Annotated in this window: 18 protein-coding genes; 11 read left to right on the forward strand and 7 right to left on the reverse strand. The window is 48.6% G+C overall.

Features of this window, described 5'->3' with window-relative positions; translation table 11 throughout:
- Positions 1-341 precede the first annotated feature (341 nt).
- Positions 342-1,061, forward strand: coding sequence for a DUF3105 domain-containing protein (locus tag A8708_RS00640; RefSeq protein ID WP_167355838.1), 720 nt, complete (start codon positions 342-344; stop codon positions 1,059-1,061).
- Here the strand turns inward: A8708_RS00640 and A8708_RS00645 are convergent, their stop codons facing one another.
- Complete coding sequence (locus A8708_RS00645; RefSeq protein ID WP_068661613.1) at positions 1,062-1,844, reverse strand: helix-turn-helix transcriptional regulator; 783 nt, start codon at positions 1,842-1,844, stop codon at positions 1,062-1,064.
- A gap of 125 nt (positions 1,845-1,969) precedes the next feature.
- Here A8708_RS00645 and pyk point away from each other — a divergent pair, with 125 nt between their 5' ends.
- Both pyk and uvsE read left to right on the forward strand, forming a co-directional pair.
- On the forward strand, positions 1,970-3,382 hold the full coding sequence (gene pyk, locus A8708_RS00650) for a pyruvate kinase (RefSeq protein ID WP_068661614.1): 1,413 nt from the start codon (positions 1,970-1,972) through the stop codon (positions 3,380-3,382).
- A gap of 762 nt (positions 3,383-4,144) precedes the next feature.
- Positions 4,145-5,092, forward strand: coding sequence for a UV DNA damage repair endonuclease UvsE (gene uvsE, locus A8708_RS00655; RefSeq protein WP_068661615.1), 948 nt, complete (start codon positions 4,145-4,147; stop codon positions 5,090-5,092).
- Positions 5,093-5,157: 65 nt separating this feature from the next.
- Here the strand turns inward: uvsE and A8708_RS00660 are convergent, their stop codons facing one another.
- The gene (locus tag A8708_RS00660; RefSeq protein WP_068661616.1) at positions 5,158-6,012 is read right to left on the reverse strand and encodes a YihY/virulence factor BrkB family protein; all 855 of its coding nucleotides are present in this window, start codon (positions 6,010-6,012) and stop codon (positions 5,158-5,160) included.
- Positions 6,013-6,101: 89 nt separating this feature from the next.
- Between A8708_RS00660 and A8708_RS00665 the strand changes: the two genes are divergently transcribed.
- The gene (locus tag A8708_RS00665; protein WP_068661617.1) at positions 6,102-8,450 is read left to right on the forward strand and encodes a UvrD-helicase domain-containing protein; all 2,349 of its coding nucleotides are present in this window, start codon (positions 6,102-6,104) and stop codon (positions 8,448-8,450) included.
- A 160-nt stretch (positions 8,451-8,610) separates the two neighbouring features.
- On the opposite strand, the gene tpx is transcribed toward A8708_RS00665, so the two are convergent.
- The 3 genes from tpx to trxB form a co-directional block, all read right to left on the reverse strand.
- Positions 8,611-9,141 carry a thiol peroxidase gene (gene tpx / locus A8708_RS00670; protein WP_068661618.1) on the reverse strand — a complete coding sequence of 177 codons (531 nt, stop codon included), beginning with the start codon at positions 9,139-9,141 and terminating at the stop codon, positions 8,611-8,613.
- 77 nt (positions 9,142-9,218) lie between these two features.
- Positions 9,219-9,530, reverse strand: coding sequence for a thioredoxin (trxA, locus tag A8708_RS00675; RefSeq protein ID WP_068661619.1), 312 nt, complete (start codon positions 9,528-9,530; stop codon positions 9,219-9,221).
- Entirely contained in the window at positions 9,520-10,494 is a 975-nt protein-coding gene (trxB, locus tag A8708_RS00680; RefSeq protein WP_068661620.1) for a thioredoxin-disulfide reductase, read from the reverse strand. Before trxB ends, trxA begins: the two co-directional genes overlap by 11 nt.
- A 266-nt stretch (positions 10,495-10,760) precedes the next feature.
- Between trxB and A8708_RS00685 the strand changes: the two genes are divergently transcribed.
- Positions 10,761-11,672, forward strand: a complete 912-nt coding sequence (locus tag A8708_RS00685; RefSeq protein ID WP_068661621.1) for a peptidylprolyl isomerase — start codon at positions 10,761-10,763, stop codon at positions 11,670-11,672.
- A gap of 393 nt (positions 11,673-12,065) precedes the next feature.
- Here A8708_RS00685 and pdaA read toward each other — a convergent pair whose 3' ends face one another.
- Complete coding sequence (pdaA, locus tag A8708_RS00690; RefSeq protein WP_068661622.1) at positions 12,066-12,836, reverse strand: delta-lactam-biosynthetic de-N-acetylase; 771 nt, start codon at positions 12,834-12,836, stop codon at positions 12,066-12,068.
- Between the two features lie 253 nt (positions 12,837-13,089).
- Between pdaA and A8708_RS00695 the strand changes: the two genes are divergently transcribed.
- From A8708_RS00695 to A8708_RS00720, 6 genes are all read left to right on the forward strand, one after another.
- Complete coding sequence (locus A8708_RS00695) at positions 13,090-13,383, forward strand: hypothetical protein (RefSeq protein WP_068661623.1); 294 nt, start codon at positions 13,090-13,092, stop codon at positions 13,381-13,383.
- Between the two features lie 116 nt (positions 13,384-13,499).
- On the forward strand, positions 13,500-14,303 hold the full coding sequence (locus tag A8708_RS00700) for a helix-turn-helix transcriptional regulator (RefSeq protein ID WP_068661624.1): 804 nt from the start codon (positions 13,500-13,502) through the stop codon (positions 14,301-14,303).
- Positions 14,304-14,406: 103 nt separating this feature from the next.
- Positions 14,407-15,381, forward strand: a complete 975-nt coding sequence (locus A8708_RS00705) for an ABC transporter substrate-binding protein (protein ID WP_068661625.1) — start codon at positions 14,407-14,409, stop codon at positions 15,379-15,381.
- Positions 15,382-15,385: 4 nt separating this feature from the next.
- Entirely contained in the window at positions 15,386-16,405 is a 1,020-nt protein-coding gene (locus A8708_RS00710) for a FecCD family ABC transporter permease (RefSeq protein WP_068661626.1), read from the forward strand.
- Positions 16,405-17,406, forward strand: coding sequence for a FecCD family ABC transporter permease (locus A8708_RS00715; RefSeq protein WP_068661627.1), 1,002 nt, complete (start codon positions 16,405-16,407; stop codon positions 17,404-17,406). Before A8708_RS00710 ends, A8708_RS00715 begins: the two co-directional genes overlap by 1 nt.
- Before the next feature lie 729 nt (positions 17,407-18,135).
- Positions 18,136-18,501 carry a hypothetical protein gene (locus tag A8708_RS00720; RefSeq protein ID WP_068661628.1) on the forward strand — a complete coding sequence of 122 codons (366 nt, stop codon included), beginning with the start codon at positions 18,136-18,138 and terminating at the stop codon, positions 18,499-18,501.
- A gap of 407 nt (positions 18,502-18,908) precedes the next feature.
- Here the strand turns inward: A8708_RS00720 and A8708_RS00725 are convergent, their stop codons facing one another.
- A complete protein-coding gene (locus A8708_RS00725) occupies positions 18,909-22,646 on the reverse strand; it encodes an Npt1/Npt2 family nucleotide transporter (protein WP_068661629.1) in 3,738 nt (1,245 codons plus the stop codon).
- Positions 22,647-22,728 lie beyond the last annotated feature (82 nt).

Here is a 22,728-nt window from a genome sequence, read left to right on the forward strand (position 1 = left end):
AATGTGTTAAAATGGGAATATATTCTTTTATCATATGATGTCATATATTGTTGAAAAGACGCACAACATGCATTGTACGAATTCCATTATACGTTGATTTAATGTCTCCGAGAAAACCATTTATTATCGAAAGCAACACAATCCCTAGATTTAAACTCTCTCTGAATCCTATCTGCATAATTAGACATTCCCCTCTTCTCCACAAGAAATTCACAATATCCTCTATGTAACTCTCTAAAAATCAGGATAACTTTAGAAGTTGACTTCCACTCCTTAGAAAACTACAATTTGTAGTGTGCTTATTATTTTTAGCAAAGAACTTATTCAATATGGATGATTCCATGACGCAGAAAGGGATTGAAATGATGACTATATTGCTCTATATCGGACTAGCTCTATTCATTGCAGCTATCGTTGGTTATGTGCTCGCAGCAAGAATTAACAAAGATAACACCTCGAGATTGAAAAAGGCTGAAAAGCAAGCCCTGAAGAAGAAGCATAAGACCTGGCAACTGATTTCTCATGCCTTGCTCATTATCGCCCTCGGCTCCATCGGTACTTCACTCATTCAAAGTTCAGCAGGCAAATACAGTCTAGACAAGCTAAATTCCGAAGCCAACATTCAGGTCACAACAGATAAGGACTATGGGCGCGATCATAAAGACGGTACCTTGATGTATGAAATGAAAATCCCTACTTCAGGTACGCATAGCCCGCATGATTTGAAATTTGGTTTCTACAAGGAAAGACCTGGTTACGAGATGCTTGTCCACAACTTGGAACATGGCGATATTATCATTCATTACCATCCCGATGCACCGAAAGAGCTGACCGATCGCTTAGAATATTTGACCCACTTCCGGACGGCTGGTGCAGGTGTTCTTGCGGTTCCGAATCCGGATGTACCTGCCGATCAAGAGGTTGTCGTTACGGCTTGGACGAAAACAATGAACCTCGCCAAATTCGATGAAGCTAGTGTAGGCACGTTCATTCACGACTATATTAACAAAGGTCCTGAGCAAATACCTGCGAACATACGCCTTGGCGGCGGAACAATGTAATTATTTGCGAATCGTTTCCCGATCTGAAACGAGCTCGGTTGGCACTAGCCCCGTCATTCTTCGAAATACGCGATAGAAATAAGACGGATCATTATAGCCGATAAACTCGGCGATTTCAGTGACGGTCAGGGCGGAGTGACGCAGCATGTAGACGGCTGTTTTGATCCTCGTGACATGCACGAATTCACTGATGGTTTGACCTGTGACTTGGCGGAAAAGCGAAGCCGCATAATTCGGCGAGCGAGAAATACAAGTGCCTAACTCGTCCTTGGTAACATGCTCGCGATAATGATTCTGGATATAGCCCTTCATTTGCTCCACGAGCAGTGCGGTTGCCGACGTCGTCGCAGCCTGATCCCACTCCCGCTGGAGATACACAAAGAGCTCTTGCAGATGCGCTTCACACAGCGCCATGTAATAGGGCTGTTTGTCTTGCCAGCCGCGGTGAATCAAGCGCAGTCGATCTGCGATGATGTCGAATTTACCTGTCTGACGGCAGGTATAGGATGGTTGTTGCAGTAGCGGAAAGATGTCTTGCGCTGCTTGTGCATTTACATGAAGCACAAATTTCTCATGAATTTTCGTAGGTACACTACGCCCATAGAAGGGAGTTTCACTCGGAATGAGCAGCCATTGCCCTTTTTCTAGCACTTGTTTTTTCTCATTGATCCAGTACACACAATGGCCATAGATCACGAAAATGAGTGTCCAATCTGGTCGTTCATTGGGTTGTTCCTCGTTCCATGTACTACTTTTATCATAGTGAAACCCCGTTAGCTGCATAAGATCCTCGCCTCTTCTAATAATACTATATTACATGTATCATACTATAGTTCATAGAAAATCACATGAATAAGGCATATAATGAAGCCAACTAATCTTCTACATGCGAAAGGAAGTCCTTCACAATGCGTAAAACGAAAATTATTTGTACCATGGGTCCAGCATGCGACTCCGTCTCTACTCTGAAAGAATTAATTCGCGCCGGCATGAGCGTCGCGCGTTTAAATATGGCGCATGGCGATCTCGATGAGCACCGTGGTCGTATTCAGCGTGTACGTCAAGCTGCACAAGAAATGGGCGTTATTATCCCGATTCTAATGGATATCAAAGGTCCTGAAATCCGCATCGGTCAATTGAAAGATGCTTCCTATGACTTGCAAACGGGCGATCGTATCGTCTTGACGACGGAACAAATTATCGGCGACTCCAGCCGCGTATCCGTGAACTACCCAGGTTTGCCGCAGGATGTTAAGCCAGGCAATCTGGTATTGATCGACGACGGCTCCATTGAACTTCGCGTTGAAATGATCGATGGCACAGAAGTAACTTGCAGCGTTTTGAACCCTGCTCAATTGAAACAACGCAAAGGTGTTAACTTACCAGGCGTACGCACATCCTTGCCGGGTGTGACGGAGCGCGATGTGATGCACATCAAATTCGGCGTAGAGGAAAATATTTCGATCGTCGCAATGTCCTTCGTTCGTAACGGCCACGATGTTCGTGAGGTTCGCGCGCTTCTGGAACAGCATGGGGCTGGTTTAACACCGATTATCTCCAAAATCGAGAACGAAGAAGGCATGACAAACTTCGCTTCCATCTTGGAAGCATCCGATGGCATCATGGTTGCCCGTGGTGACCTTGGGGTTGAGATTCCAACTGAGGAAGTGCCAATTGCTCAAAAAGACATGATTCGCGCTTGTAACCTTGCTGGCAAGCCCGTTATCACAGCTACGCAAATGCTGGATTCCATGCAGCGCAACCCGCGTCCGACTCGCGCTGAAGTGAGTGACGTGGCGAATGCCGTGCTTGACGGCAGTGACGTTGTCATGCTTTCTGGCGAGACTGCCGCTGGGAAATATCCGATCGAGTCCGTGACAATGATGGCAACGATCGCTGAGCGCGTCGAGCAAACCATGGTGCGCAGCTCCTTGGTTGATGCACAGCTAGAATCCAACAACGAAATCACCGAAGTGTTGTGCCAAGCGGTTGTCTCCTCCGCGAACAAACTGCATGCTGCGGCGATCCTCACACCGACAGAGACAGGCTTCACGGCGCGCATGATCGCGAAGTACCGCCCAGAAGCACCGATTATCGCGGTAACGAATAGCTTGCACGCCATTAGCCAATTGAGCATGGTGCAAGGTGTTATTCCTGTGCTTGGTGAGTTCTGCGAATCCACGGATGCGATGATTCGCTCCGCGATCGGCCAAGCAGAGTTGCTTGGTTATGTGAAGAAAGGCGACCTCACCGTCGTCTCCGCAGGTATTCCGGTCGGGAAATCCGGTACGACTAACCTGTTGAAGGTTGAGCGGGTTTAAGGATTGTGAAGCAGGTGGGACTGGCGGTCGGTGGCTAACTGACTCACCAGCGCCACCTATACGAATAGATGGGTGACCGCCATCACCGCCATCACCGCCGACACACGGAACGATTAGATGGAAAACTTCCATCTAATTTTCGCGATATCGACTCATTTAACGAAATAACTGGAAAAACTCCCGTTATTTCTGCACAAAACCGAGATATTCAGCGGAATGGCGAGAAATAGATGGACTTTTTCCATCTATTTTCAATTTCTGGCTGAATAACGGCAAATTAGCTGTACTTTTTACAGTTAAACTACTGTACGAGCTCGACTTTGTAGCCTCCCCTCCACTTAAACCTTGTGGAGGGGAGGCTTTTCGTCATCATCACCGCCGAGCTCAGATTCTTCTTACAACAATAATAATCATTCCTCGCCACCTTCAAAAAAGTTGATTAGTTGGCGAGGAATTCTCGCTCTCTCACACTTGTCATCATTATCTGACCTCCTCCTAGCACCATTCTCATCAACTAGTTAACAGACCTCCTCCTAGCGCCACTCTCATCAACTAGTTAGCAGACCTCCCTCACGGCACTACACTAACCGATTCGATGGAAATCTTCCCTAATTGTAGTGCTAACGGATGGCGACCCTAACCTGTGGTAGGGGGCTTTGGTGTGCTGCTGGGAGCCAGATGAAAATTTATGAGAAATCCAGCTATAAAAAAGGGTACACTAGAGTAACTACTAACTATTTTAGCAACGGGGGATGCACGCACGTGATTATTCGACTTGGTTTCGTATCTACTGCAATGGCAATTTTTAATAATACACCTAGCTCGACATTCACATATAAACTGTTCTCGGAGCGACCGCGCGAGGAGGCTATGCAGCGAGCCATTGATATTGGCCGCAAAAACCTGCAAGCTACGCAGCGGATTCTCTATTACAACGCAGCCCATGGCATCCGGCTGTTTCGGCTGTCATCTGCGTTAATCCCGCTAGCCACACATCCCGATGTACGGATCGACGTCGCCGCGGAGTACGCGGATGATCTTCGCAAGCTCGGCGACTTCGCAAAGGCGCACGATATGCGGCTCAGCATGCATCCAAACCAATTCACACTGCTCAATGGCAGCGATAAAGTCGTGGATGCCGCCATCGAAGATTTGAATTATCATGCGGCCATTTTGGATGGCATGGGGCTGGACGAGGCTGCCATCATCAACATCCACGTTGGCGGGGTGTACGGCGATAAGATCGCTGCGACGCAGAAGCTTTACGACAATGCCCCAAAAGTGCCGGAGCATGTGATGAAGCGGCTCACATTTGAGAACGACGATAAAACATATACGTTGGAGGAAACGCTTGCTGTGAGCCAGAGGCTGCAGCGACCGTGCATGCTCGATTTGCATCATGATTGGTGCAATCCCTCAGCCCTTTCTCCCATCGAGCTGCTCCCCCAAATTGCGCAGACATGGGGCGACGTGCCGATGAAGATCCACGTCTCCTCGCCCAAGAGTGAGAAAGAGTTTCGCTCCCACTCGGATTACATCAATCCGGAGATGCTTACAGCTTTTCTCAAAAGCTGCAAAGAAATTGATCTTCCCCGCGTCGATGTCATGATTGAGGCGAAGGTGAAAGATTTGGCTCTGTTCCAACTGGCGGAGCAGCTTGGCAAAATCCGGGGCGTTAAGCGGTTGGAGGGTGGCATTTTGAGCTGGTGAGTGCACAAGCTGACCGACCTTGCCCCTACCAAACTGATTACCGAAAAGAACCGATTCTGATGAAATCAGACTCGGTTCTTTTCGGTCGTATTATGGGCCGTATTGGCTTTGTGGATATTTTTCACATGGCGCAATGCGTTAATTTCACCGCCGATAATAATGATGAGTGCTGAAATGTAGAACCAGGTCATCAGGACGATAATTCCGCCAATGCTGCCATACGTCGCGCTGTAGTTGGTGAAGCTGTTGACATAGAAGGAGAACGCAAGCGACGTTCCCTGCCAACCGATGGCGGCGAACAGGGCGCCGGGCAGTACGCTTTTACACGTTAAGCAAGTGTTGGGTGCGATAAAGTAAATGCCGATGAATACGATGAAAATGATGACAAAGTTAATAACCCAACGCAAATTGTTCCACAGCTCGATATGGGCAGATGCCACATGGACGTGCTCCGCCAACCAATCCCCAATCCAGTGACCGAACACGCTGAGCAACAGCGCTGAAATGATTACGACTAACATACCCAAGGTAAGCATAATCGCTAAAAAGCGAGAGTGAATGAAGCTTTTACGTGCGGGCAATCCATACGCTTTGTTAACAGCCCGAACAATGGCGTTCATCGCTGCGCTGGCACTCACTAAGGCCAAGATTAAACCGAAGGAGAGTGTGCCGCCTCTTTTGACATTGAGCAGGTTACTAAGTGTTTCCTCGAGCCACCCAGCCACAGCACCCGGAATATACTCCCGAATTAAGCCAACGACATCGTCGGACGAGAATGGCAAGTAGCCGAGTAAACTCATGACGAACAGCAGTAATGGAAAAAGGGAGAGCAGAAAATAGTACGCGCACTGCGCTGCAAGCCCTGTGGCATCATGTTCGTTGAACTGGCCCCACAGCAATTTAACGTAAGATTTAACCATACGGCTATTTTTCCTTTCATACGGCTATAATTGTGGTAGAATAGATGGTTCAGTCTTGCAAGTAACATTGTTAAGAAACAGGTGGTCACGTGAATTCTATCCCTATGTATACAACGCCATTAGGCTTTAAACCAACTACAGAACGCCCGATTCCGCATGCCCAAATGGCGCTTCTTACCAATAGTACTACGCTCGTACCCGATCACGATTCGGATAGTTATTTCTTCCGCGACTTGGAAGAGCATGGTATCCTGCTTAATGAAGCTCAGATCAAGGCTGTCAGACACTTCAAGGGCCCTCTACTCACCCTGGCTGGTGCTGGTTCTGGAAAAACGACGGTACTGGTGTGCCGTGTCGCTTATTTGCTCCGTGTTCATCAGGTACAACCTGCAAATCTGCTTCTTATTACGTTTTCCAAAAAGGCCGCTGAAGAAATGCGGGAACGTCTCACGACGATGCCCGGTCTTCATGCAAGTATGGCGGGCGTGATGCAGGTGCGTACTTTTCATGCGTTCTGCCTGCGAATCCTGCGGATGAACGGGCTGCAGCAGGAGATTCTGAGCGATGGCCGCTTTCAGCAAATTGTTTTTAAGCGGATCATGCTTAGTATGGGCTTACAGGATACGTATCAGCCTGAAGTGCTTATTTCACTGCTCTCCTCTTACAGAATGCAGCTCATCGAGGTCGAAGATCTACCTGAAGGCACGGAAGAGGAACAGGAAACCAAGAAGATTTTCATGCAGTACGAGCAATGGAAAATGGAACAGCAGAAGATCGATTTCGACGATATTTTGATCAAAGCGTACCAACTACTCCTCCAGAATCCTGACATTCTGCGTTCCTTGCAACGTAAGTTTACCTACATCAGCGTCGATGAATTCCAGGATACGAACACCGTGCAATATGAAATAGTTAAAATGATTGCGGCCGCCCATCAGAATTTAATGGTTGTTGGTGACGATGACCAGACGATTTACTCGTTCAATGGGGCGAGAAATGAATTTATTTTGCAATTCCATGAAGAGTACCCCACTGCAACAACCGTCACGCTGGATATCAACTATCGGTCAACATCGAGTATTGTCGGCTTAGGCAATGCCATCATTAAGCATAACAAACAGCGTAAATTGAAAACGCTCCTCGCTACAAAAGAAAGTACCCATAAACCGCACTATGTGAAACCTGCAAATAGTGATGACGAGGCGGATTGGTTAATCGACGACATCCGGCTTAAAGTTGCTGAGGGCGGCTGCCAATATGGGGATTTCGCGATTTTGTATCGAACAGCGAGCAACAGTCGGGCTATTATTGAGGGGCTCATTCTGCATAACCTCCCTTTCGTGGATTATGGCACTAATGATTCGTTCTATGAACAGTGGATGGTGAAGCCGATTATTGATCATTTGCGGATTGCGCAAGAGCGGCGGAATTTCGAAGCCATCGAAGGCGTCCTCCCCTCATTATATATTGGACGAGACCAAGGCATGCGCATTATTCAAGATCAAGAAGCGATTCAGCCGAAAAAGTGGCCTCTCATTCATCTACTGGGGCTTCCACAGTTAAAAGAATTTCAGAAAGAAAAGGTGAAAGCCCGCATTCGGTTGATCAAATCTCTCGTGGAGATGACACCGCTCGCGGCCATTCAAGTGATTCGCAAGGATTTTTACGATGCCTTCCTGGAAACTAACAAGCGCAGCAAGCTCACGCAACATCGTGAAATGCTGAAAGAAACGCTGGATGAGCTGGAGTCTTCGGCTAAGCGGTTCAATACGGTCGAGCAGTTTCTTTATTTTATCCATGAAGTAGCTGAAAAACGCACGGAAATGCGCGCTCAAAGCAAAGATCAATTCGCGAACAAAATCTCGCTGATGACCATTCATAAATCGAAGGGACTCGAGTTCCCGATCGTGTACCTGCTCTGTGCGATTGAAGGCAATATGCCGCATAGCTCGGCACTCGATGCAGGCCATTTGGACGATGTCAAAATGGCGGGCGTCGTTGCGCGGGACAAGGCTGCTGCCGCGCTCGAGGAAGAACGGCGACTGGCTTATGTCGCCGTGACAAGGGCCAAAGGCGAGCTGCTAATCAGCTCGCCAGCGTTCTACCGCGGGAAGAAGGCGGAGCCTTCCCGCTTTCTATTGTCCGCGTTCCCTGGCGCGGACGCAGGGGCTGTGACCAGCCGCAGCAAGCCGGCTGGCGGGTTCTCGGCCGCTGGCGGAGCTGCGGCCGGGCGTTCAGTCGCGAGCGGAGCTGCGACTGGCGGCAGTGCCCCGACCGCGACCGAGCGGGTCGCGGCGTGGTTGTGCAGCGCGACCGGCTGCAAAGCCTGGTCGCGGATCTCTTCGCCGCAGGAGGCACGACTCGCGGCGAAGGCGTGCCCGCTCTGCGGCGCGGGCATGGTCAAGGGCAGCCGCGAGATCGCGCTGGCGCGGCGGTAGCGGCTGCGGCTCCTGCCTGGCGTGCGCAGCTGGCCCGGCCGTTGCCCTTGCGCACAACTTTTGTGCGCTGGCGTGCCACCATCGCCCCCCAAACCAAAGAGCAGCCATCCCACAAGGGATGACTGCTCTTTCTTTCATCTCGACATTTGACATCGACATTTTATACTAACGTTCTCAAAGCCTCCAAAGCCGCCTCATAATTCGGATGGTTGCTCATTTCTGTCAAATACTCCACGTAGCGCACGGTATCGTTCGCATCCACGATGAAGATTGCCCGCTGATCCAACTGGATTTCTTTGATAAGCACGCCGTAAGCTTGCCCGAATGAACGGTTTTTGTAATCAGAAAGGGTGACGACTTTATCAATCCCCGCAGCTCCGCAGAAACGGCTTTGTGCAAAAGGCAGATCCACCGAAATCGTCAAAATAACGACATCGTCACCAAGTTTGTCAGCTTCCACATTAAAGCGGCGAGTCTGAGCGTCACATGTCCCTGTATCGACGGACGGCACCACGGAAATAAGCTTCACTTTCCCTGCATAATCCGCCAGACTGACTTCGGTCATCAGATCCTTATTTACTTTAAAATCCGGCGCTTGATCCCCTACTTTGATTTCTGGGCCCAGTAAAGTAATTGGGTTGCCTCCAAGGGTAGCGACTCCTGTGCGTTCTTGTAAATGTGTCTGTGTCATATCGTAATCCTCCTAAGGTAGATGTAAATGGGTATTTTTCGTATATGGGTATACTTCGTTTATGATGACGGCTTACCTTATACCGCTGCAATTACAGCTTTCAACTTCTCTTTGCTCTGTAACCCAACCAACTGATCAACCACTTGACCATCTTTAAAAACAAGTAATGTCGGAATACTCATCACGTTGTATTTCGCAGCGGATTCTGGGTTATCATCGACGTTGATTTTAACGATTTTGGCCGTATCACCGATTTCGGCTGATAGTTCATCTAGAATCGGAGCGATCATTTTACAAGGGCCGCACCATGGCGCCCAGAAATCGACGAGGACGGTACCCGTACTTGTTTCATTTAAAAAAGTAGCATCAGATATATGATTAACGGACATAGCTCATTCCTCCTTGAAGTGCTAGTTCTTGTTCTTGTGAAGCATGCTCTGAAATAAAACGTTCAGCATCTAGCGCAGCCATACAACCGCTTCCTGCTGAGGTAATCGCTTGGCGGTAAATCCGATCTTGTACATCGCCGCAAGCGAATACGCCTGGGATTGTCGTTTGAGATGTACCTGGGATCACTTGCAAGTAACCGAGCTCATCAGTTGGCAGTTGCCCGCCTAAGAAACCCGTGTTCGGGGTATGCCCGATGGCTAGAAAAATCCCATCTGCTTCAAGTAATTCTTCTTCACCTGTAGCGTTATTGTGAACTTTCAATCCTGTCACACCCATTGGTCCTGCAACCACTTCAAGTGGCGTGCGATTCAAGCTCCAAGCTACTTTACTATTGCCGCGAGCGTGATCTTGCATGATTTTCGATGCTTTGAGATCGTCTCTACGATGTACTACACGTACTTCGGAAGCGAACCGCGTCAGGAACTGCGCCTCTTCCATTGCGGTGTCGCCTCCGCCAATGACGATGATTTTCTTGTTTCGGAAGAAAAATCCGTCACACGTTGCGCAGGTACTTACCCCTTTGCCGATATTGTCGGCTTCACCAGGAATCCCTAATTTCTTAGCCGTTGCACCTGTTGAAATGATGAGCGAGTCCGCGGTCAATTGCCCGCCATCCTCGAGGAATAAGGTAAATGGGCGTTTGGAGAAGTCTACCTCCGCTACGCGCCCCGACTGAATCGTTGCCCCGAAGCGAAGTGCTTGTTTCCGCATGTTATCCATCAGCTCAGGCCCTGTAATCCCATCAGGGAAACCTGGGAAGTTATCGACTTCTGTTGTGGTGGTCAATTGACCACCTGGCTGTATGCCCTCTATAACTAGCGGTGAAATGTTCGCTCTTGCTAAGTAAATGGCTGCGGTTAGTCCCGCAGGTCCCGTTCCGATAATGATCGCTTTGTGATGCATAGGAATTCCTCCTTGTTTACTACATGATGCTAATGCTATGAATTCATATTGCGTACAATTAAATTTGTGACAAACCTTATGAATGAATCATATCACGCGAATTTTATTTAGTCAACGATTTAATTGTGTACAATTTATTAATTTGCAAGTGATATGTATTAAGCTCACGTTCAGCTTACGCTCATACTTCCTTCAGCTTGGTCAGGCATAATGGGGTTCAGAACGAGAACGACACTAACAGCCACATCACGAGAGGAAGTATATATATGAATTCAAAAAACAATCGCATATGGGTATGGACCTCATCCGTCCTTCTGGTTAGTTTAATTGCTTACGCTTCGGTATTTCCACCTGGTGCTAAAACTAACGATGAAAAAGCCGTTGCCAAGGTCAACGGAGTTGAAATAAGTACGTCTAAGCTGTATAACGCTTTGGTAACTAGTGGCGGAGCGCAAACGCTAGACTCGATGATCACGGAAGAACTTATCTCCCAGGAGAGTAAGAAAGCGGGCATCCAAATTACAGATGCGGATGTAACGAATGAGATTCAAACAATTAAAGCTACGTATGGTTCCGAGGATGAGTTTAACCAAGCTCTTGCTAACTATGGCATGACATTGGACGATTTGAAGAAAAATATGCAGTCTCAAGTGACACTAAAAAAGATTTTGGAGCCACAAGTTACGGTCACTGACGATGAAATCAAAAAATATTATGATGAAAATTTAGAGTCATTAAAGGTGCCTGCGCAAGTAAAAGCTTCTCATATCTCAGTAGCAACGGAAGCTGAAGCTGAAGCTATTATCGCGAAGTTGAAAAGCGGCGGAGATTTCGCAACACTTGCGAAAGAAAGTTCTACGGATACAGCAACCAAGGATAAAGGTGGAGATCTAGGCTATATCTCGGCAGGACAAGGAGATCCGGTATTTGAAGCCGCGGCATTTGCTTTGGAAACAGGCGGTCTTAGTTCTGCTGTACAAACGGCAACAGGTTACGATGTTATTAAAGTAACGGATCATAAAGCTGCTTCAACGCCAACGCTTGCCGACAAAACCGCTACAATTAAACAGTCGTTAGTCGACCAAAAGATTTCAACCCTTTCCCAAACTTGGTTGGAACAAAAGAAATCTGAGGCTAAGATTGAAAATAATCTTGCTGATTTGACGAAGACAACCTAATTTGAGGCATTCGGGTTGAAATAACTGTAAATTAGGTAGTTAATTTGAGCCTTTTCCTCTTGGAAATGTTAACTTAGATGGAAAATATACAGTTATTTCAAGCTACACTTAGCTTATTCTGAAAAATGGCCTCAATTAACTACAGGAAATCCATCTATTTCGAAAATTCGAGCTAAATTCTCCAAAATAGCTGCATAAAATCCAGTTAATCCATTAGGCAGGACATCCGGTGGGATGGACGAGCACGTTAGGACGGGTAGGGCGTCCAATGGCATGATCGAGCGTTTTGCGATTCGCGAGGCTTGAGTGAGACGGCCCCGCGGGCGTCCCTATGCCCCCACTCAACACCAAAACCCCATAGCTCTAGCAGCTATGGGGGTTTTCCCTGTCTTTTTACGGCGTGCGAAGCTTCATCTCGTCCAGGCTCTTGAATTGGTAGCCCTGCGCACGCGCGGCGTCAATGATCCTACCCAGCGCTTCCGTATTGTCACTGGAAACGGAATGCAAAAGGATAACAGCCCCGGGATGCAGCTGGGCCATTACATTCTTGTAGGCGTACTCCCAGCCCTTCTGCTGCTTGGGCTCCCAGTCGCGATACGCAACGGACCAGAACACATTCGTATAGTTCAGCCCTTGGCTGACAGCGAGCGAGCGGTCATTGAAAATGCCCCGCGGGGCGCGCAGATAATGCATTTCCTTTTGCCCTGTCACCGCGGCGACTTCGTCTTTCACTTGGTTCAACTCTTTCTGAATGCGCTCCGCCGGAATCTGACTCATATCGGGATGGCTCCAAGAATGGTTGCCGATCAGATGCCCTTCGGCTGCCATGCGCTTGAGCAGCTCTGGCTCCGTCCGAATATAGTGGCCTGTCACGAAAAATATTGCTGGCACTTGTTTCTCTTTAAGCACATCCAGAATGCGACCTGTGTAACCTTGTTCATACCCGTTATCGAAGGTTAAGTACAATTCCTTTTGTGACTGATCGCCTGTGAACACAGCACCGCGCTGCTTCAAAAGGTTCTTAAATCCCTCTTCATCGATTGATGGCGGCTGTCCGTTGACACTTTTTTTGAAACCAAAATGATAAGTTCCATCCGCTGAAACCATACTCACTTGCCCGGCCATAAGCGCTAGGGAAAGTAGGAGAATTCGCAACATTTTCATAGGGATATCATGCACTCCTTGCCTAATGTGATGAGATGTAATCCGTTACAGCCAATTGGGACTGTTACTAATATGCCACACCACGGCAGGAGATTATGTGTACATACCTGAATCATCACTTTTCCGTCGTTCCAACTTTGCGGGGGGCGATGGTGACTTTAGTACCGTGGTCATTCAAATTCTCGAATTCTGTGATATCTCCCCATTCCACTTAGCTCCCCTCTGAATACAATAGAGTACATGATCTGTAGGGGTGGAGATTCCTATTCGTAGACGCGATCCTAAACCAATTAAAGAAGATTTATTGCATGTCCTAAAGTTATCTTCTGAGGAAGATATGTATACAGCACAGGTTAACGGATTTTCATTAGCCGATATCGCGAGGGCTAATCAGGTTGATGTTCAGAAGGTCATTGAACTCCAGTTAGCAGAACTCACGGAGCAACTGCAATTGCGACTGTTTAATGGCAGCATTACACCTGAGCAATATCTAGCCCAACGCGCTGAACTACCAGAAATTATCAGTAAAAGTGTATACGCGATGTGATGGCGCGGCACCCTGAATTGGGGTGCTTTTTTTTGTCTGTGAAAGCTTGTTGCTGCCGGGCTTTTATGTCACTATGAGACTATTACCAACGCTGCTTAGAAAGGAGTTCATGCCCTGTGAATTTCCATCAAATGATCCCGCTCGTTCCACTAATTGAACATATTCAAGTCGCATCTTCCGCTACAGCCGTTACAAGTACCCTTAGCAAATATCAACTTGTTATTGTCCGTCAAGGTCATCTCACACTACATTTCGCTGGCCATGAACCCATTATTTGCTCGCAAGCGTATGCGTGTCATCCCAACCAAGGTGACTTCACTATTCAAATACCCCGAACAAAAATCGTCGATTACATCATCATTACCTATAGCATGCTGCCTGCTGAACACGATTGGACCTTGCAAGGACACCTTACCACCCTAAGCGAAATCAAAATCCACTATATGCTGGATGAAATTATTCGGAGAACGCAAGACCATGATCCTTTGACTGTCTGGGAAGACACAACACATATCATGCGAATGCGCATGATGTTAGAGCGCATCTTATTTATCTATCTGCATGAATCCGATTTAACCCAGGAGAAGAAGACAGCGTCAGAATCAATCGATGGTACCATTTCCTATATTAACGAGCATTACATGCTCGAACTTACTTTGCCTATGCTGGCCCGCCGTGCAGGTATGAGCGTGGGGTATTTTACGGTTTTATTTAAAAAGATGACGGGAAAGACGCTCATGAGCTATTTATATACCTTGCGTATTGAGAAAGCTAAGATAATGTTTCTGCAGACCGATCTTCTGGCCAAAGAGATTGCGAGTCGCGTCGGTTTCGTCGATTACTTCCATTTCAGTAAAGTTTTCAAGAAAAAGACAGGCTATACGCCCTCCGAATATATAACTATTCACCCTAAAATCTAACAATAAGACATGTCCAATCTGCATATTGGACATGTTCTATGCAACCATAATTCGTTATTATACTCATTGAGAATAATAATCATTGTCACGGAGGAATGCCGAAATGAAATCCCTTTTTACTCGTATTAGCTTTATCGCACTGATCAGCGTTTTTGCACTAAGCCTCGCTGCTTGTGGCAAAGCGACGAATACCGAATCAGCTGCAACAACGACATCCGTTGCCGCTAGCCCTACTCCCGCTGCCAAAGCGGATGGCAAAATAACCGTTCAAGATGCAGTAGGTACTGTTGAATTACCGAAGAAGCCCGAACGTATCGTAGCCATGGAATTCGGCTTTACAGATATCCTTGTTTCGCTTGGCGTACAGCCGATTGGTGTTGCGGACGATAGCTCCCCAGATCTTTTGATGGACTCCGTAAAAGCTCTGCTGAAAACTTACACGTCCGTCGGTTCACGTTACGAGCCTAATATCGAACTTATTTCTTCCCTTAAACCCGATCTGATTATCGTGGATATTAATAAGCATAAAGCTGCGATTCCACAGCTCAAAGGTATTGCACCTGTCCTTGTATTGGATGACTTCCAAGCGGACTACAACCAAATGCTGAAGAACGTAGGCATTATCGCGCAAGCTGTTGGTAAAGTGGAAGAAGGCAAAAAGCGCCTCGCTGAGCACCAAACGAAAGTTGAAGCGATGAAAAAGAAACTTGCCGCATCGAACCTTAGCGTTCTGCCAGCGGTTGTGAACCCTAAAGGCTTCTTCGCACACTCGGATCATGCCTACAGCGGCTCCTTCCTCTCTATGCTTGGGTACAATGATCCTGTGAAAAATGCGACAGCTTATCCACAAATTACCCTGGAACAATTGGTTGAAGCGAACCCCAAAGTCCTGTTCTTGATGCCAACTGAGAAAGTAACCATCGTGCAAGAATGGGAGAAGAATCCGCTGTGGCAGAAAATTGATGCTGTAGCTAACAAAAAAGTATTCACTGTTGAGCGACGTGACTGGTCCTTATCCCGCGGGATGATCGGGTCGGAGAAAATCCTCGACGATATCGTGAAGAATCTGGGGCAGTAGTTCGATGAACCAACCCATAAACCTTGAGAAGCAGAGCCGTAAATGGCCTCTGCTCTTCCTATTTTCTGCGAGTCTGCTAGCTATCTTAATTGGGATTGTTTCTAGTTTAAAATGGGGCCAATCCCCCGTGTCCTGGCACACGTTGTACGAAGCTGTGACCTATCAAGGCAGCGATAAGGCTCACCTCTATGTCCAAACGCTGCGCTTACCGCGCGCCATCATGGCTTGCATCGTCGGGATGCAGCTTGGACTCGCTGGGTTACTCACCCAGCTCACGACCAAGAACCCGCTGGCTTCCCCTCACATTTTCGGCATCAATGCGGGAGGTGCTTTAGCGGTCGTCGTTGGACTTGTGTTTCTGCCTCATTTCGGCAACATGGGGTTGATTGCTTTCGCTTTTGTTGGCGCAGCACTTGGTGCTCTGTTAGTGTGGTCACTTGCAGGTACAGGAAGCAAACAGTACGTCTATATTGCGCTTGCTGGCATTACGATTCACTTCCTCTTGTCTTCGCTAACGGAAGGGGTCATCATTATGAATCAACATGCAACGGACAGCATGATTTTCTGGCTAGTCGGCTCTTTAAGTCAAGCCGCTTGGACCGAGGTCCGCGTGATTCTCCCGTTTTTTATAGGAGGGATGCTGCTGTTTGCATTCATGCTCCCTTCATTTAAATTGCTGCTTGTCGACGATGAAATTGCGACAGGGCTTGGCGGGCGCATCACGTTCGTACGCGGCATCAGTGTGCTGCTCGTCATTGTACTTGCCGGCTCCGCAGTAGCGTTATGCGGTCCGATTGGCTTCGTCTGCCTGATCGTGCCGCATATTGCGCGCGCATTAGCTGGTACGAACTTGGTCGTTCTCGGTCCATTAACGGCTTTACTCGGTGGTATTCTTCTACTGTATGCCGATTTTCTTAGCCGATTTATTGCCTTTCCATTCGAGTCACCTGTTGGGATCGTTACTTCATTAATCGGCGCACCGTTCTTCATTTACCTAGCGTTGAAGCAACGGAGGGCTCGATGATGGCCCTAAAAACCTTTAAACCATGGCGGATCCCTGTTATTTCGTTGATCATTGCTTTCTTGCTGATGATCGTCTTAGCAATCATCTATGCGCATGTCGGCGCGGTTCGTATACCTTATCGCGATGTGTGGGCAGCTGTGACGGATGCGAAGCATCCTTCGTATTTCATCGTGCACCAACTGCGCTTACCTCGTATACTGGTTGCGATATTGGCGGGCTTCGGACTAGCTGTTGGCGGCGCTATTCTCCAAAGCGTCATTCGGAATCCTTTGGCGAGCCCCGATGTGATCGGAATTACCAAAGGGGCAGGCTTTATGGCCGCTGGGGTCATTTTCTTGTTCCCTAAGCTGCCCAGCTATTATTTACCGATTGCCGCTTTCATCGGTGCCTTCGCGGCTTTCCTTCTTCTGCTGCTACTGAGCCGCCGTCTAAGCCTTCGGCCCTCCCATCTTGCCCTAGTGGGCATTGCGATTGGGGCGATCTTTCAGGCTGGCATCCAGTATCTGATTGTCCGCCATCCCAGTGACATTAATGCGGCGCTGCTTTGGCTCTCCGGCAGTCTGTGGAACCGCAGCTGGAACAACGTGTACAGCTTGCTGCCATGGATCGCCGTGCTAGTGCCCATCGTATGGGCAAACTTCGCCAAGCTGAACGTGTTTCAGCTTGGCGATGAGATGACCGCCGCGCTCGGCGTACGGATCGGGCGGCAGCGCTTCTGGCTGCTGCTGCTCGCAGTAGCTCTAGCCGGCATCTCCGTGTCGGCTGTCGGGGCGATCGGCTTCATCGGCCTGATCGCTCCCCATATTGCGCGGAGCCTCATCGGCGGCCGGCACCAGTGGTTGATCCCTCTCGCCGCCTTGATCGGCGCGGATCTCATGCTGCTCGGCGACTTAGTCGGCCGCGTCATCATTCTCCCACGGGAGGTCCCCGTGGGGATCATGACGGCGGTCATCGGGACGCCGTACTTCATATATTTACTGCGCCGCGAGCGGCGGCGGTAGGATACTTAACTAACTCCTATAACTAACATTGATCGATTTGCGCTTCTTAAGCTCCTATGGTATCAAACTAGCTAATCTTGAAGAGGCAATCACGTCGATTGCCTCTCTTCGATTGCGGTGGATTCGGACTCGGGCGACAGAGTGCCTGTGCATAAGTACCTTTCCCAGGCATTACCTGTATAAACTACAGTTAATTCCCCTGATTTCGCTAGTTTCAGACGAATAACTGGAAAACATCCAGCTAATTCCTTGCGGTTCTTGGAAATCAGGCTAAAACCTGAGAATTAACTGTAGGAAATACATCTAAACCTTCAAATGCGTGAAATAGCGCTCTTTTAACTGGAAAAAATCTAGTTATTCCTGTGGTGTGGTGATTGGTTGGTGCTGGTGGTACTGGTAATGCTGGTGGTGATGCTGGTATTGCTGGGCGGTGATTAGTGATGCTTGGCGGAGCTTAGCGCTGCTTAGTGATGCTTGGTGCTGATTGGGTGGTTCTTAGCGCTGCATAGTGGTGTTAAGTCGTGCTCGACAGTTATTGGGTGGATGATTTGAGTTTGAGGAAGCCATGGTCTAGTCAACGGTCCACGCATTATGTTTAAAGATCGGAAGCTCCTTTACTGAGTGCATCCGATCTTCTATTCATGCCCGGGTTTTGTATGCATCGGTTTACGTCCAAGCAACCCCTTGCCTGTCCACATATCGTAGACAGTGAAAGGAGGTTGAGCGCCAATGCCAGTCTATGCCAAACCCATTTATCCCCGCTTAACGGTTTACAGCGAGAAGTATTATCAGGGCGGTAGCGCAATCCTAAGCGGCAACATCGGCATTCCTAACTTCGATCTGCCACTGGGTGGGATGGAGAGCCTTCGCTTCTTCTCGACGAACCCCAACTCGACGCTCGTTCTCTTCAGCCTCACGCGATTCAGGGGGGATTTCCGAGTCTTCCACGGTGTTAGGAACGTCAGTGACTTCGATAACATCATTAACGGCAACGATGCGAATTCGTTGATCTCCACGAACAAGTACCTGACGCTAAGACAGATTCGCGCTATTCGTGACAGTGGTCGGCTGCCTAGCGGTTACCGCAGAATCTAACATCAATGAAAAACGCGGCAAGCTTGGACACTATCGTCCGTTGCTTACCGCGTTTTTTAGTTGCTTCCTTTGGCGTTCCCAGACTGGGCAGCTTTGAGTAGATTAACTGGATTTTCTACATCTATTTCCGGGTAAAACTAGCATTTGGGGAGTTTAACTGGATTTTCTACATCTAATTTTGCTCGAAATGTCCCATAGGATGAAATTTGCTTGAAATAACGGGAGAAAATCCAGTTATTTGGTAAAACTCCTCGATTTCGCCTAAATTAGCTGCAGAAAATACAGTTATTCACTCACTTGCCCAGGATGCCCTATGGATAGCACCTATACTAGGCAATAAGAAGTAAGCTTCGCTTACCCTTAACCCGTAACCTATACCATTCTGGTTTCAATTGTGGACTACCAAGCTAGATCATGCCTCGCAGGCGATCCGCAATGACGCGCATCATGCTGCGCAGCACATCGATGTTCTGGAAGCAGAAGCTCAGCACGAGGTCACGATGCAGCTGAAGCAGCACGGTTGGTTCCTTCGCTGTGCAATCCGCTGAACGCGGGCCGCTGTCGATGATGGCCATTTCGCCGAAGAATGCGCCCTCGCCTAACAGCGCGTACTCCTCGCTGCCACGGTGAACGCGGATACTTCCCTCGATGATGCCATACATCGTATCTCCGAAGTCTCCTGCACGGCAGATTGCTTCGCCAGGCTCGTAGGCAGCTTCTTCGACCATTTGGGCTAACCACATGAAGTCACTCGGGCCCAAATGGGCAAAAAGGTCAATCTTCTGCAAGACGAGGACCCGGCGTAAAATTACTTCATCCCTCGTCAATTCCGTCGCCGCCTGCGGCTCCTGCAATACCGTTACGGCAGCCTCCGCCTGAGCTGCTTCATTCCCTTCTTCTCCTTGCCCTTGCCCTTGCCCCTGCCCCTGCCCTTGTCCTTGCTCTTGCCCTGGCCCTGGCCCTGGCCCTTGCTCTTGCCCTGGCCCTGGCCCTTGCTCTTGCTCTTGCCCCTCCGCCAAAGCTTGTCCCTGATCCTCCATCAGCTCTTCGCCTTGCTCCGCCACGGAAGCTTGCCCTTGCCCTTTCCCCTGACCCCGCGCAAGCTCCGAACGCAGTCTGCGCGAAAGCAGCTTCATCATTTCAACAGCAATGCTCGTCTGATCAAACATCATATCGTAGAACACAGACGAGTCCAGACGCCACAGCACCATGTTTTCTTCCGCTTTGATCGTTGCAGTACGTGCACTGTTCGTCAGAATCGCCATCTCACCGAAACAATCACCGAGATTCAACTCGCCGAGGAGCTGCTTATTGCGATATATGCCCGCTCTGCCTTCATCTACGAGCATAAGGGAATCGCCTGGGTCGCCTTCTCTAATGATTGTATTGCCTTGCTCGACGTCTAATTTATGCAAGCGCTTGGCAATAACAGATAAGTCTCTGCTCGTAAGACCTTGAAATAACGAAACACGACGAAGCAATTGTACCCGATGCATGAGATCTGCAAGCTCAACGTTCACCACCACTTCTGACGACTTTCGCAGAGTATGGTACTGGATCGTTTGAGTCAGCCATTCATCACCTTGCTCAGCTAGCCAGCTCAAATGCAGATTTAGTTCCACCTTGCTTGCGGCTACCTTGGACAGTTTGCGGGAACCGGCCATAAACTTGGCCATCTCTGTACGCAATGTTCCTTGAAGTGTCTGATCAATAACCTCTTCGGCATTGGCTTGCTGACGCGAGTCCCCTTCCGACCAGTCCAGATACACGGCCTGCATGGTTTGACCATCTTTTAGAAGCGCCAATAGTAGAAACACACGCCGAGTAATGGCTGTCCGAATTTCACCGATCATCTTCTCTACTTCTGTATACTCATCTACGCCAACAACGCAGCCACCATGCTCAGCGAATTGCGCATAAAGCGCAAGCTCCTGAAAGATATACGCCTCCACTTTACGGCTATCTGGTTGAGGCAAGTGCTTATTCATGCGTTGCAATGACTCTAGGATACGGTCACGCAAGGCGTATGGCGCCTTCTCATAGCAAGCAAACAACATGTCCATCGATTGTTGTGTCCCGATACGCTCAAACACAGCAGGCAAATACAAGCTAATTTCCTGTTGTTCCAAGTAAGGTGCCAGCTGTGGCAGCACATCATCTTCGTCGTATGCCGCGAGTGCGTCTATGGCATAGCGCCGGGTTTTGCTATCTTTGAGCATGCCAATAATCGGTACAAGTAATGGAGGCACGTGCAGGATTGCCGCAGACTCCAAGGCCCGAATTCGAACCAATGGAGAGTTATCCTGCAAAAGGGAGATGAGCGGCTTGTAGAAGTTTTTCACCCGAATTTGTCCGAATAACGCGGCCATGGCGATCCGTTCCTCTTCGTGCCCGCTCTCCATCATCTCTTTCAGCTTCCCAACCGCACGGAACATGCCTTCAATACTATAATATTTGACTAGACCAGCAATCGTTGCTGCTTGAACTTCGACAGATGCGTCTTCCAAATGCACAGTAATCTCATCAACGTAATCTTCTTCCGCATAAGCGGAAAGGGCAATAATCGCCCTGGCTCTAACTTGTACATGCTCAGATCCGATCAGTTCCTGCAAAACAGGCTCAAAACCTTCTGGCACCTTCATCTCCACATACGCCAATGCCTCTAAGCGAACTTCGGGTATGGGATGACGCAATAAACCGTCCAAATGCGGCGTTAGATCAAATGAACTTGTCTCCTTCAAAAGGCCAAAAGCATACAGCGCTTGCCCCTTGTCCGCACCATTCAACGCATCGATCAAGATTTGCCGAGTCACGGAATCCATCAGATTCAGCTCAACCTTTTGCAGGTCGTCGCCACCTGTCTTCAGATTAGACAGAAGCGTCGTTAAGTACGCTTTCTTTACCTTGATGCCTGCAAAAATTCCCACAACGAGCAAAACCAACACAATATAGCTCAGCTTCTCAGGGGCTACGAATCGTGTAACAAGGAGAAGGCAGATAGCCGCAAGTCCTTTGGCACCGTTACGAACTATCCCGTCCAAGAAACCTTTCGCTTTATTCCGCCATTCGGGAGGAACGGGGAACATCACTAATTGGCTCACGGAAGAGTAGATCGTGTCCCCAACGACTTTATCGCTTCCTTTGACTACAACCGCCATAGCAAGAACAGGCAATACCAGAATCCCGAGACTTCCCGCGAAGAGCGCGATCGGGAAAATTAACAGCGCAGTCATCACACCGAACCTTGTAATCACTCGCCCTGACACGAATAATTGTACACAGAGGGCAATCAATCCCGAGAAACCATAGAAGCTTCCCATGAAGCCGGCTAATGCTTCGTTTTGCAAGGTGCCACGCAGGATGACTTTGAATTGATAGTCTATGAGGGTTAGCGACACGACGAGTGCAGCCGCTAGAATGGCGACATACTTGAGATGCGGTACGTTCGCAAAAAGTCCCCCTTTGGGCTGGACGGATGACGACTTCGATGAGGTTTTACGTGCCTGTGCTGCCTTCGAATCCCCCTGATCTTTGGTCATGCCCAAGACAACAAACACAGCGACAAGACCGAGTAATTGCAGACCTGCATACACATAGATTAAATTCGCCGTTCCAACAAGTGGAACTAGCACTTTCAGCCCGAAACCGCTCAGAATCCCACCCGTAATCCCGCCGCTGCCTACGAGACCGATCATCTGCTTCGCCTTCCGCTGGTCCATAACCGATGTTGCGAACTGCCAGAAGCAGACGATCATTAGGAAATTGAACACATCATATCCGATGTAGATGACAGGAAACACCCAGCGCAGCTCGAGCCCTACGCCGAATCTAGAGATCAGCACGAAAGTTGAGATCAGCGGAATCATCAGCTTAAGGAGCGTTTCTAAGCGTACTTTAGGCGAGAACCGCTGGAACACGATACCCGCCGTAATCATGACGAGTGCCTGCGGCAGGTACATCAAGGACAAGTAGGAATTGTCGAACCGACTCAAGAAGAGTGTATCTGCCGCCGTTCGTCCGATGGTTGATGCTGAAACTACGAAGAATAAATAGGCAAATAACAGAAATACCTTTCTGTATTCCTTCTTATCCTCTGTTATTTTATCCAAGAAGGAACGATAGGTCTTACTAATCGAGCTACTCACACGACACCTCATTCTAATATTAAACGATCCTACTTCTTCCCTAAAATTGTACCAGAAGTCCTAGGAAAAAATAACTACTTTT

The sequence above is a fragment of the Paenibacillus oryzisoli genome, assembly GCF_001653565.1.
Taxonomy (GTDB): domain Bacteria; phylum Bacillota; class Bacilli; order Paenibacillales; family NBRC-103111; genus Paenibacillus_E; species Paenibacillus_E oryzisoli.